Below are 12,218 nucleotides of genomic sequence, written 5' to 3'. Positions count from 1 at the left end.
TTGTTTCGCGTTGGTCGGCTCTTACAGGCCAATGGTCTGGACTTTGGACAGAGCAATGCTGCCCAGGCCCGCCAGGTTAAGCATCATTTCGCCGCCGTTCTGACCCAGGCTCACGCTGCTGACGGTCGCCGGCAGGTTGGTGACCATGGCGGTCGCCTTGCTGTCGATCTGCGAGGTGGCGTTGAAGGTGTAGGTACCGTTGGCCAGCAGGGTGCCCGAATCGTCCTTGCCGTCCCAGGCGAAAGCGGCGTTGCCGGCTTTCTGGCTGCCCATGTCGATGGTCCTGACCACCTTGCCGGTGGAGTCGGTGATCTTCAGGGTCAGGTTGTCCACGGAACTCGGGATCGTCACCGTGCCGGTAAACGGCTTGCTGGTATCGACCACGGCCTTGTCGGTCGGCACGATGACCGAGCGGCCGACCAGCGACGAGGCCTGCAGGGCCTGGGACGACTGGAAGGCGCCGGCGATGTTGTTCACGCTGGTGTTGAGCGTGGTAATGCCTTCCAGGCTGCTGAACTGGGCCAGCTGGGCGACGAAGGCACTGTTGTCCTGGGGATCCAGCGGGTTCTGGTTCTTGAGCTGGGTCACCAGCAATTTCAGGAACGCGTCCTTGCCCAGGGTCTGCCCGCCGGTGGCACCGCCGATGGCGTTGCCCAGGGGATCGGTGTTGCTGTTATTCGCCACCTTCTGGTTGGAGGCGTTGATGATGTCGTTGAGGCTGGGACCGCTGGTGGAATCGGAAACACTCATGGCTGTCGCCCCTTATCACTGACCCAGGGTCAGAACCTTCTGCATCATGGTCTTGGCGGTGTTCATCATTTCCGCGTTGGTCTGGAACGAGCGGCTGGCAGAGATCATGTCGGCCATTTCCTCGACCACGTTGACGTTCGGGTAGTAGACATAACCCTTGGCGTCGGCCGCCGGATGGTTCGGTTCGTAGCGGGCTTCCAGGTTGCTCTGGTCCTCGACCACGCCCATCACCTGAACGCCCTGACCGGCCGCGTCCTGGTTCTGGAACAACGAATCGCTGCCGCCGCTCTGGCCGTTCTGGAACATGGTGGCGAACACCGGGTGGCGTGCACGGTAGGTCTTGTCGATGCTCGACGAGACGGTCTCGGCGTTGGCGATGTTACTGGCGACGGTGTTCAGGCGAGTGGTCTGGGCACTCATGCCGCTACCGGCAATGTTGAAAACGCTGGCGAGGGACATGGCTTACTCTCCACGCAGGGCTGATACCAGCCCTTTGAATTTACTGTTGAGCAGGGTGAAGCTGGCCTGGAAGTCGACCGCGTTCTGTGCATAGTTCGATTGCTCGATCTGCGCATCCACGGTGTTCTGGTCGATCGACGGCTGCATCGGCGTGCGGTATTGCAACGCCGCATCGCCATCGCTCAGGCCCTGGGCTTCGATATGACGGCTGTTGGTGGTGTTGAGGGCGAAGGTGCCGTTCTTGGCCTTTTCGCTCTGCTCGGCGAGCACCGAGGAAAAGTCCATGTCCCGAGCCTTGTAGTTCGGGGTGTCGGCGTTGGCGATGTTGTTGGCCAGCACTTCGGCACGTTGGGCGCGGAAGCCCAGGGCTTTCTCATGGATACCGAGCGCTTTATCGAAGCTGATGCTCATGTCGGGAAACCTTCAAGAGTTGACCTGATCGTTGAAACAGGCTTTTCGTTGACAGAGCTATAGCAAGCCCCATGCCAATTCCTCAAAGGCCGTAAATCAAGGCTTTGCGGGGTGGCAGACAGCGGCAATGCCAGAAAAGCGGCAAAGCATTTCCGCCGCGCGTCAGCAAAGCGGCAAGGCGGGCGGCAAGAAAAGTGGCAAAAAAAAGGGAGCCCCCGGGGCTCCCTTTTCTGCGTTGGACCTGTTGCCTACTTGGCCTGGTAGATGATTCCAGGACTGCATTGCACCATCTGGTAATGGTCCGGCAGGCCGTTCAGGGCCTCGGAGGCACCGAGGAACAGATAGCCGCCCGGCTTGAGGGTCCCGTGAATACGCATGAGGATGTCCTTCTTCACCTCGGCGGAGAAGTAGATCAGCACGTTACGGCAGAACACGATGTCGAACTTGCCCAGGCTGGCGTAGCTGTCCAGCAGGTTGAACGAACGGAACTCGACCCGGCTCTTGATCGGCGCCTTGACCGCCCAGCGGCCCGGCCCTTTCGGATCGAAGTAACGCTGCAGGCGCTCGGGGGACAAGCCACGACCGATGGCCAGGCTGTCGTACTCCCCCGTCTTGCAGTTGGTCAGCATCAGCCCCGACAGGTCGGTGGCGACGATCTGCGCGCCCGCCTTCAACTGGCCCATGTTGGTCCGCTCGAACTCGTCGATCGACATCGAGATCGAATAGGGTTCCTGCCCCGACGAACAGGCAGCCGACCAGATACGCAGGCGCTGTCCGGGACTGGCCTTGATCGCTTCCGGCAATACCTTGCCCTTGAGCACTTCAAACGGATAGGTGTCGCGAAACCACAGGGTTTCGTTGGTGGTCATGGCATCCACCACCTGCTCGCGCAAACCGCTGCGCGGCTGGGCCTGGATCTTCTGGACCAACTCGCCCAGAGACTTGATGCCTTGCTGTTCCATCAGTTTGTTGAGACGGCTGGAAACCAGATATTGCTTGTTTTCACCGAGCAGAATGCCACAGGCCTTTTCCAGGAAGACCCGGAACTGTTCGAAATCCAAATTACCCGTAGACAATGATGCCGCCTCTTAAATCGTCTGTACCGCCGGGGACGAAAGCCCCCGGCCGTTATTCTGCTGCCTTGATCCGGTCAACCACCCGGGATGCCAGGTCATCAGGACGGAACTTGGCGAGGAAGTCATCAGCACCGACCTTCTTCACCATCGCCTGATTGAAGACACCCGACAAGGAAGTATGCAGGATGATATGCAACTTTTGCATGCGAGGATCGTTGCGGATCTCCGCTGTAAGGGTATAGCCGTCCATTTCGGGCATTTCGATGTCGGAAATCATCATCAGGAACTCTTCTTCCGGCTTCTTGCCCTCGTCGACCAGCTTGCGCAGGTAATCCAGCGCCTGTCGGCCGTCGTTCAACGCCACCACCTCGACACCGACCGTCTGCAGGCAGCGCGTGACCTGCTTGCGCGCCACCGACGAGTCATCGACCGTCAGCACCCGCAACGACACCGCCTTGCTCTGGGTCTCGACATCGACCACGCCGAGGGAAATCGACTCGGACGTGGGCGAGACCTCGGCCAGGATCTTCTCGACGTCGATGATCTCCACCAACTGGTTGTCGATTCGCGTCACTGCCGTCAGGTAGTGATCGCGCCCGGTGCCCTTGGGCGGCGGATGGATCTCTTCCCAGTTCATGTTGACGATGCGCTCCACCGACTTCACCAGGAACCCCTGGGTCTTGGTGTTGTACTCCGTAATGATCACAAACGGATTACTCTGGTCCTTGAGTGCACCGGAGCCCGTGGCCATCGCCAGATCGAGGATCGGGATGGTTGCCCCACGAATATTCGCCACACCGCACACCACCGGATTGGACTTCGGCATCAGGGTCAGCTTGGGGCATTGCAGCACCTCGCGTACCTTGAAGACGTTGATTCCATACAACTGCTGGCCGTCGAGACGGAACAACAGCAGTTCAAGGCGATTCTGCCCGACCAGTTGCGTACGCTGGTTCACCGAATCCATTACACCAGCCATGCCTGACCCCTCTCACCAAAGCTTCAGATCCGATGCACATTCAAGAGTAAACGGCACGGGCCTTGCTTTTTATACTGTTATGAAAGCACAAACGACATTTTTTCGACGCCTGACATCACAGTACCGCAGATTGCTCTGGGTTTTGTCGGCTTTATGCTGTCTGAACCCCAGCGGCCCTGCCCTTGCGGAATCGGCGACCCTGCCTGATCAGCTTATCGGCGTGACCCAAGGCTTTCTTGAGTTCACCGTAGAAGACTACCTGGCTACCAGTCAAACCGAAGGTCGTTATGAAATCCAGGTCAATCAACTGGATCCGCGCCTGCGCATGGCCGCCTGCGACAAGGAATTGACAGCCAGCCTGGAGAGCCCCGCGACGCCGATTGGCCGGGTCACCGTGAAAATCCGCTGCGAGGGCACCTCGCCCTGGACCGTGTTCGTACCGGCCCAGGTCAAGCTGTTCCGCGACGTGGTGGTGACCACCCGCCCGCTCAAGCGTGCCGGCATCATCGAACCGGGTGACGTGGCGCTGCGTGAGCGGGATATCAGCCTGATCAACCAGGGCTTCCTGACTTCGCCCGACCAGGCCATCGGGCAGAAACTTGTCCGACCAATGGTCATGGATCAGGTCATCACCCTGGTGCATCTGGAACAGGCCGAAGTGGTCCGCAAGGGCGACCAGGTGGTGATCAGTGCGACGAGCGGTGGCCTGGTAGTGAAGATGCCGGGAGAAGCCCTGTCCAATGGCGGGCTCAACGAACAGATCCGCATCAAGAACCTCAACTCGCAACGTGTCATCAAAGCCCGTGTCACCGCGCCCGGGCAGGTAGAGGTAGCTTTATGAAGAGAAAAGTGGCCTTGTAGATAACTGGCGCGAAGTCGCCACTTTTCCTAAACTGTGCCCCAGACAGGGATACAGCCGACACGTGCAGACTCATTCTCAGATGAGCCTAAAGTTTTTCCGGGTATGGCCGAAAACAAGGCAAGCGTCCAAATACCCAGAGGTTTTTTTATCATGGTCATCGATTTCAGTCGTTTGAATAACGCCCCGTCACTGACAGGCAGCACGCGCAGCAGCGCCAGCAAGGAAGCCGACAGTGCCGGCAAGTCCGCGTCCGTCAACAGCCAGGCCGACTCGGTCAGCCAGAGCGGGGAATCGGTACACCTCAGCAATGAGGCTCAGCAGTTGCAAAAGGTCACTGACAAGCTGCAGCAGCAGCCTGTGGTCAACAGCGCCCGGGTGGCCGAGTTGAAGCAGGCAATTGCCGACGGCAGCTACAAGGTCGACAGCAACCGCGTAGCCAGCAAACTGCTCAACTTCGAAGCCCAGCGCTAGGCTCCGGCCCGCGCCAGGCTTTTGGACGCTTAAAACCCAAGGCCAGCCATGCACGACACCACTCTACTGCAACTGATCACCGAAGATTTTGCTCCAGCTCAAGACCTGCTTGAGTTGCTGCGCGCCGAATCCCTGGCGCTCCACGGACGCAACATGTTCGAGCTGGAAGATATTCTGGCGCGCAAGCAAGCGCTGATCATTCTGCTGGAACAGCATGGCCGCAAGCGCAGCCAGATCCTCGCAAGCCTCAATCTGCCCACCAATCGCGCCGGCCTGGAACAACTGGCCGCACAGTCGAGCGTGGGCGATGAACTGCTGAGCCAGAGCGACGTGCTCACCCGACTCCTGGCCGATTGCCAGGCAGCCAACGAGCTCAACGGACGCAACATCCAGGTTCAGCAAGCGACTACCGCGAACCAGTTGAAGATCCTGACCGGCGGTGAGCCTCCCGCGCTCTACGATGCCCGCGGCTCGACCGCCAGGCTTGCGAAGCCTCGCCCACTCAGTCAGGCTTGAAAGCGAACTGGTGCGCGCTCTATCCAAGGCGCGCAACATGCTGGCAAAATGCTGGCTTTTGCGTGTAGTCGTATTTTGTCTGGAGATTGATGAACCGTGTCCAATGCCCCAAGCGCGGACGATGCTCCGCAGCCACCCAAGGTGCTAACCACACCTCTGGAAATTGCCGCCAACCTGCGGATGCTGCAGGAAAGCCATGACCCGTTGATCATCACGTTCCACGAACGCACCCAGCGCTTCCAGAGTTTTGTGATCGATGTCGACCGGGAGGCCGGCACCCTGGCCCTGGACGAAATGATGCCGCGCGACGGCGAACGCTTCCTGTCGGCAGGCGAGCCTTTCCGTGTCGAAGGTTTCCACGAGGGCGTGCGCATCACCTGGGAACAACCCCAGCCGATGACCATCGACGAAACCGAAGGCTGCTACCGTGGGACGATCCCCCAGGAAGTCGTCTACCACCAGCGCCGCAATGCGTTTCGCGCCGCCTTGAAGCTCACCGCCCTGGTGAATGTCGAGCTCAGCGGTGAAAAGCTCAAGGCTCCGGTCACCGGCAAGCTGCTGGATATCTCCGCCAGCGGTTGCAAGCTGCGTTTCGAAGGCGATATCTCCGACCGCCTGCAGTTGGGCCAGGTCTACGAGCGTTTTATCGCCGCCCTGCCCTTCGGGCCGATGACCGCTCCCGTGGAGTTGCGTCACCTGCATTTCGAAGAAAGGATCAACACCACCTTCGCCGGCGTGCGTTTCCACAACATGAGCGGCCTGGTACAACGCCAGGTCGAGCGTTTCGTCTACCAGTTGCAGCGCGAGGCACGGCGTTTCGACAAGGACGACGATTACTGAGTCAGGCGCTTTCACTCTCCAAAAAAAAACGGGCCACCCTTATCAGGTGGCCCGTTTTTTTCATCAGTGCTATCAGTTGCTCGATTTGTGCGCCGGCTCCGGGTCCGACTCATCGACCTCGGCAACCACCTCGGGCTCTGGCGCCGGGGGCACCACGCTGTCGCACATCTGATCCAGCACGATCTGCTCGTCGACCCGTGGATCGAGGGCCGCCCCCAGGGGCGACATGGCTTCGGGCATGACCACGTGCTGCAACGGCGCATCTTCGACCTGGTGCAGGTTGGTCACGGCCTTCGGCCGGATACGCCAGACCAGGATCAACGCGAAGAAACTGAAGAACGCGTAGAGCATATGGCTGCCGAACAGCTTCATCAGGATACCCGCCGCCAGCGGCCCCATGCTCGCACCGATACCGTAGGTCATCAGCAACATGGCCGTCAGGGACACCCGTCGATCGCCCTCGATATGGTCGTTGGAAAAGGCTACCGCCAGCGGATACAGGCAGAACTGCAACAGCGACACCACGAACCCGGAGATAAACAGCACTTCCAGCGGCGCCGTGGAGAATACCGCCAGCGGCAAGGAGGCCAGGGCCAGCAGGAAAGCGACGCTGCGGATCAGCACGGCCCGATCATAGCGATCGGAGAGCCAGCCCAGCGGCCACTGCACCAGGAAGCCGGCAAAGATGCAGCACCCCATGAACAGACCGACCTGCTCGGTGGAAAGCCCCTGCTGGGAGGCATAGAGCGGCGCCAGGCCATAGAAGGAGCCGACGATGATCCCCGCGCCCATCACCGTGGTCAGGGACTGCGGCACCCGCTTCATGAAAAAGCGTGGTTCCAGCGGCGCCGGATGCAGGGGCGCCGGGTGAATGCGCCGGGTCATCGCCACCGGCACCAGGCACAGCGCGAAGCACAGCGCGACCAGCATCAGCAGTTCAAGCCCGAGGGCCGGGTGCATGACCAGGATCAGTTGCCCCAGCACCAGGCCAAGGTAGGAGGCGATCATGTAGCCGCTGAACACCACCCCGCGCTGCTTGGCCTCGGCCTGCTCGTTCAGCCAGCTTTCGATGACCATGTACTGGCACATCATGCCCAGGCCCACGATCATCCGCAGGAACAGCCAGGCCGGCAGCCAATCGATCAACCCATGGCCCAGCACCGCCGCGCCGACGATCCCGGCGCAGGTGGCGTAGGCACGGATATGTCCGACCCGTGCAATCAGCCGGTGGCCGATCTTGCCCCCCAGCACCAGGCCGAAGTAGTTGGCCGCCATCAGGGCACCGACCCACAGGCCGTCGACATGGTCGGCCGCCAGGCGCAAGGCCAGGTAGGTACTGAGAAGACCCGAGCCGATCAACATCATCAGCGAGGCGAAATAAAGCGCTCGAAAGGATTTCCAGATATGGCGCATCGGCGTTCCGAGCGGCTCCTTGAATGAGGTTTCGGACTACCCGAGAAGATAGCCCGACTATAAAGCCAGGCGCTGTAAAAACGTAGCGAGCACAGGAAATACAGGTCCGTTTTCAACGCAGTATTTCCACGCGCATTGCTTTTACAGCGCTTGGAGCCTAAGCCTGGGCGGCCAGGACACGCCTTTCCCAGGGAGTAATTTCGTCCAGGAAACTGGTCAGCTCCATGGTCTTCGAAGCGATGTAGCCTTCGATGAACTCCTTGCCGAACAGATCCTTCGCCAACTGGCTACGTTTCAGACGCTCCAGAGCAGCGTGCAAGGTACATGGCAGCGACAAAGAATCCGGAACCTCGAATTCGCCCTGGATCGCGGCCGTCGGCTCCAGTTTCTGTTCGATCCCGTGCAACCCGGCGGCCAGGCTCGCGGCGATTGCCAGGTAGGGATTGGCATCCGCTCCCGGCAGGCGGTTTTCCACCCGCCGCGCCACCGGCGAGCTGGCCGGAATGCGCAGGCCGGCGGCCCGGTTGTCGTGGGACCAGCAGGCATTGTTCGGTGAAGCGAACGGGTGACACAGGCGCTGGTAGGAATTCACGTTCGGCGCGAACAGCGCGGTGAAGTCCGCCATGCCCGCCTGCTGCCCACCGATAAAGTGGCGGAACATAGCGGTCGGTTCCCCGGCGGCATCGCTGAAGACATTTCGCCCGCTGCCAATTTCCACCACGCTCTGGTGAATATGCATCGAGCTGCCCGGTGTCTTCGCCAATGGCTTGGCCATGCAGACCACGGTCAGGCCATGCTTGAGGGCCACTTCCTTGAGCAGGTGCTTGAACAGGAAGGTCTGGTCGGCCAGCAACAGCGGATCACCATGCAACAGGTTGATCTCGAACTGGCTGACGCCCATTTCATGCATGAAGGTGTCACGCGGCAGACCGAGCGCCGCCATGCACGCATAGACCTCGCTGAAAAACGGCCGCAAGCCGTTATTGGAACTGACGCTGAAGGCCGAATGACCGTCCTCGCGACGACCATCGAGGCCCACGGGCGGCAGGAAGGGTTGGCTCGGATCGGTATTGGGCGCGAAGACAAAGAACTCCAGCTCGGTCGCCACTACTGGCGCCAGGCCACGCGCCGCATAGCGGGCGATGACCGCCTTGAGCTGACCACGGGTCGACAGACGGGAGCTCTCACCCGTCAGTTCGTCCGCGTCGCAGATCGCCAGGGCACGGGGCTGCTGGCTCCAGGGCAGGCGATGGATCTGCTGCGGATCGGCATTGAGGGCCAGGTCGCCATCGTCGCTGCCGTAAAAACGCGCGGGAGGGTAACCGCCCATGATGCACTGCAACAGCACCCCGCGGGCCATCTGCAAACGCCGTCCCTCGAGGAAACCTTCGGCGGTCATTACCTTGCCGCGCGGTACGCCATTGAGGTCGGGCGTGACACATTCAATCTCATCAATGCCGGTCAATCGCTGCGCGAGTGAACTCTGGCCATCGGTCGTCATGACTCAATCCTTGTTGTTGTACAAGCCGTGAACGGCGTCCCGTACAAAATACGCACCACCTGTTCGGGATTTCAAGCAGGGGCGAGGAAAAAGCCTGGTTCAGGGAAGATAGAGGCTGAACAATGCACCGCCGAGGGTGCCGCCATTGCCGATCTCGATTCGCCCGCGCACGCCGTTGCGCTCGTGCAGGGCGGCAATACGTGCCGCGAAATACAGACCCAGGCCGGTACTGCCCGTGGTGGGGTTGATGCCCTGCACATAGTCCGCCTGCCGCTCGAGCATCTGTGCCGGGTAGCCCGGACCATCGTCATTGATGGTCACTACCAGTTGTTCGCCCTCTTCACGCACACCGATCAGCAAGGCATGACAGGCATAGCGAATGGCATTGGTGACGATATTACCAACGACCGAGCCGATCAGCTCCCGGTCGAAGAAACCCAGCGGGCTGAAATCGTCGACCTCGTAGCTGGCGACAATCCCGCGACTGCTCAGGACTTCCTGACGGCACGCCAGTTGCGCCTCGATGAAATCGTCCATTTCATGGTAGTCGGGGCGCAGCGGTAGCTGATTGACTCCCAGCTTGTACAGGCCCAGCAGTTGTACCAGCATGCTGTTGAGGTGAGCGAACTCATACTCGATGACCCCGTGCTCGGGGACCTCGCGCTGACTCGCGGGCAGGCGGCTTTGCCACTGGCCATGGGCTTGCATCAGCATCGCCAGCGAGTTCTTCATATCGTGCACGGTCGAGGCGATTACCGTGGAAAAATCCAGCCCCTGGTCATCGCCACTCATTCGCCGAACGCCCGGATGCGCAATTTCTGATACCTCTCATAACGTGGATCGGTGTCGGGCATCTTGCCGACCATTTTCAGGCAGGCACGACACTCTTCGAGGATCGCGGCGTCGGCAGTCTTCTGCGCGCTCACCAACAGGGCCTGCGCGGCGTTGAGGGCGATACTGATATTCTTCGGTTGCAGCGCCAGGGCGCGCCGGAACAGGTCCTGCGCCTCTTCCAGGTTGCCGCCCTTGTAGCTGCGCACGCCCTGCACGTTGAGATCGATCGCGGCCTTGCCGCTGCCGAGGATCTCCGGGTCGTCGGTCAGTTTGGCGATCCCTTTCATCACAGCAGGATCGTCACCGTAGATCTCCACGCAGTTCTTGAGCATCGAGGCACCGGCATCGACCTGGCCCAACTGCTGCAGTTGCTTGGCTACCAGCAAGGCCGCCTCGGCACTCATGAAGTTCTCCATTCCCTCAAGACGCGCCATCGCCTGCTCGGTGAGCTTGTCGGCGGTTTCGGCATCATTGAGCAGCAGGCTGGTGGCCTTCATCAGGCGCGCACGCACCTGCAGTCCCGGATCGTTGGCGTTTTCCTTGGCGACCGCGCTGAGGGTCTGGTTGATCTCCAGCCGCGTACGTGTATCCAGGCCCCGCTCGCTGCCCTTGCTGATCAAGGCATGGGCCAGGCCGAGATTGCTTTCGGGATCCTTGAAGCGTGATTGCTCGCCCTGGGACACGGCCTGGCGATAGGCTTTCGATGCACTCTCGAAATCCTCGTTGGCCATGGCCAGCTTGCCCAACAACGACTGCCGGCGTACCGCCAGCGGGGACAACCGTACAGCCTCCTCCAGCACGCTCTGGGCACGCCGGGTATCGCCCTGCTGCATCAGCACATCGGCGAGCCCGTCGTACAGCGCCGGCATCATCGGAAAGGCCTTGAGCGCGGTTTCGTAGAGTTCCCGGGCCTGAGTGATCTGGCCGCGCTTGTAGAGCAGTTGCCCGAGCATCGCATAAGCCCATGGCAGCGGACGATCGTTGAGGATGCCATTGAGGAAGCGTTCCAGTGGCTCATTCTGGTTGAGCGCGCGCATGGCGTCGGCGCGATAGCGCAGGCACAGCGGTGCGAAACGGGTGTCCTGCTGGGTCAGGCGGGTACAGGCAGCCAGCACTTCGGCCGGTTTGTCACGGTCGAGTGCCTGCATGATCGGCTTGAGCAGGTTCTTGCGCTGGACCAGCTTCTCCAGGCGCTGGGCAAGGCTGGCACGGTTGAACGGCTTGGTCAGGTAGGCGTCGGGCTCGTGTTCCAGGGCACTGAGTACCATGGCCTGGCTGCTTTCCGCGGTGACCATGACGAACACGCTTTCATGGCTGATCAGCTTGTCGACCATCAGGTCTTCAAGCACCTGCTGCCCATTCTTCCTGCCATCACCGAGATGGTAATCATGCAGGACAAAATCGTAGCGCTTCTGCGCACACATGCGCAGGGCCTGCTCCCCGGTGTCGGCGGTGTCCACTTCCTTGACGCCCAACTCGCGCAGCATGGACCTGACTGAACTGCGAAAATCGGAGAAATCGTCGACGATCAGAAAGCTTTTTTGGTGATACGCCAGCATCGAGATTCCTGTCATGGGAAATAGAAGATGGGCCCGGGGACAATCACAAGAGCGGGTCCAGCCTCACTGCCACTTTCGCGTGCAGATAATAAATAGAGTCAAAATGCCATCAAACAATTTTACACCAACCCGGGGTTCCGTTGAGCAGCTTGTGCACCGTTCTTCGATTCAGGGCTACCCAGGGACTGCTGGTGTTTTATGTATAGCTGATCAGGATATCGCCCGCCCGAGGCTAAACCTGAGGGTGTGGGCATGGAATTAAGCCACAGAGATAGCTCATCCCCGCCCCCTGTGAGAGCCAGTTTGCCGGGACGCCGCAGAGACGGCCTCATCCCCCGCCCCCCTGTGGGAGCACGCTTGCCGGAACGCCGCAGAGACAGCCTCATCCACGCCCCCCCCCTGTGGGAGCCGGCTTGCCGGCGATGGCGGCCGCCAGATCCCCGCAGGACTCAAGGACCTCATCACCGCGGGTTTTCCGCGGCGCAAAAACAAAACCCCAACTGCTTTCGCAATTGGGGTTTCGGAATTTAATCTTGACGATGACCTA

General features: G+C 60.4%; 13 protein-coding genes. 4 read left to right on the top strand and 9 right to left on the bottom strand.

Features of this window, described 5'->3' with window-relative positions:
- Positions 1-21: 21 nt before the first annotated feature.
- From flgD to ACL9RJ_RS31800, 5 genes are all read right to left on the bottom strand, one after another.
- The gene (gene flgD / locus ACL9RJ_RS31820; RefSeq protein ID WP_017124022.1) at positions 22-750 is read right to left on the bottom strand and encodes a flagellar hook assembly protein FlgD; all 729 of its coding nucleotides are present in this window, start codon (positions 748-750) and stop codon (positions 22-24) included.
- Positions 751-765: 15 nt separating this feature from the next.
- The gene (gene flgC / locus ACL9RJ_RS31815) at positions 766-1,209 is read right to left on the bottom strand and encodes a flagellar basal body rod protein FlgC (protein ID WP_017124023.1); all 444 of its coding nucleotides are present in this window, start codon (positions 1,207-1,209) and stop codon (positions 766-768) included.
- A 3-nt stretch (positions 1,210-1,212) separates the two neighbouring features.
- The gene (flgB, locus tag ACL9RJ_RS31810; protein ID WP_017124024.1) at positions 1,213-1,620 is read right to left on the bottom strand and encodes a flagellar basal body rod protein FlgB; all 408 of its coding nucleotides are present in this window, start codon (positions 1,618-1,620) and stop codon (positions 1,213-1,215) included.
- Positions 1,621-1,868: 248 nt separating this feature from the next.
- Positions 1,869-2,696 carry a protein-glutamate O-methyltransferase CheR gene (gene cheR / locus ACL9RJ_RS31805; protein WP_042934494.1) on the bottom strand — a complete coding sequence of 276 codons (828 nt, stop codon included), beginning with the start codon at positions 2,694-2,696 and terminating at the stop codon, positions 1,869-1,871.
- Positions 2,697-2,748: 52 nt separating this feature from the next.
- On the bottom strand, positions 2,749-3,675 hold the full coding sequence (locus ACL9RJ_RS31800) for a chemotaxis protein CheV (RefSeq protein WP_042934495.1): 927 nt from the start codon (positions 3,673-3,675) through the stop codon (positions 2,749-2,751).
- A 79-nt stretch (positions 3,676-3,754) separates the two neighbouring features.
- Between ACL9RJ_RS31800 and flgA the strand changes: the two genes are divergently transcribed.
- The 4 genes from flgA to ACL9RJ_RS31780 all read left to right on the top strand — a co-directional run bounded on the left by flgA (position 3,755) and on the right by ACL9RJ_RS31780 (position 6,364).
- The gene (flgA, locus tag ACL9RJ_RS31795) at positions 3,755-4,516 is read left to right on the top strand and encodes a flagellar basal body P-ring formation chaperone FlgA (protein ID WP_042934496.1); all 762 of its coding nucleotides are present in this window, start codon (positions 3,755-3,757) and stop codon (positions 4,514-4,516) included.
- 171 nt (positions 4,517-4,687) lie between these two features.
- Positions 4,688-5,008 (top strand): flagellar biosynthesis anti-sigma factor FlgM, encoded by a 321-nt coding sequence (flgM, locus tag ACL9RJ_RS31790; protein WP_017124028.1) that lies wholly within the window; start codon positions 4,688-4,690, stop codon positions 5,006-5,008.
- Positions 5,009-5,056: 48 nt separating this feature from the next.
- Entirely contained in the window at positions 5,057-5,524 is a 468-nt protein-coding gene (locus ACL9RJ_RS31785; RefSeq protein ID WP_017124029.1) for a flagella synthesis protein FlgN, read from the top strand.
- A gap of 96 nt (positions 5,525-5,620) precedes the next feature.
- Positions 5,621-6,364, top strand: a complete 744-nt coding sequence (locus tag ACL9RJ_RS31780; protein WP_042934498.1) for a flagellar brake protein — start codon at positions 5,621-5,623, stop codon at positions 6,362-6,364.
- Between the two features lie 72 nt (positions 6,365-6,436).
- Here ACL9RJ_RS31780 and ACL9RJ_RS31775 read toward each other — a convergent pair whose 3' ends face one another.
- From ACL9RJ_RS31775 to ACL9RJ_RS31760, 4 genes are all read right to left on the bottom strand, one after another.
- On the bottom strand, positions 6,437-7,777 hold the full coding sequence (locus ACL9RJ_RS31775; protein ID WP_017124031.1) for an MFS transporter: 1,341 nt from the start codon (positions 7,775-7,777) through the stop codon (positions 6,437-6,439).
- 157 nt (positions 7,778-7,934) lie between these two features.
- Positions 7,935-9,176 carry a glutamine synthetase family protein gene (locus ACL9RJ_RS31770; RefSeq protein WP_177088230.1) on the bottom strand — a complete coding sequence of 414 codons (1,242 nt, stop codon included), beginning with the start codon at positions 9,174-9,176 and terminating at the stop codon, positions 7,935-7,937.
- A gap of 201 nt (positions 9,177-9,377) precedes the next feature.
- Positions 9,378-10,070, bottom strand: a complete 693-nt coding sequence (locus ACL9RJ_RS31765) for a sensor histidine kinase (RefSeq protein WP_017124033.1) — start codon at positions 10,068-10,070, stop codon at positions 9,378-9,380.
- Positions 10,067-11,671 carry a tetratricopeptide repeat-containing response regulator gene (locus tag ACL9RJ_RS31760; protein ID WP_017124034.1) on the bottom strand — a complete coding sequence of 535 codons (1,605 nt, stop codon included), beginning with the start codon at positions 11,669-11,671 and terminating at the stop codon, positions 10,067-10,069. The genes ACL9RJ_RS31765 and ACL9RJ_RS31760 overlap by 4 nt, the downstream gene beginning before the upstream one ends.
- Positions 11,672-12,218 lie beyond the last annotated feature (547 nt).

This window comes from Pseudomonas sp. Mn2068 (assembly GCF_049319725.1).
Lineage (GTDB): Bacteria > Pseudomonadota > Gammaproteobacteria > Pseudomonadales > Pseudomonadaceae > Aquipseudomonas > Aquipseudomonas gingeri.
This window is presented reverse-complemented; position numbering and strand designations above follow the sequence as displayed.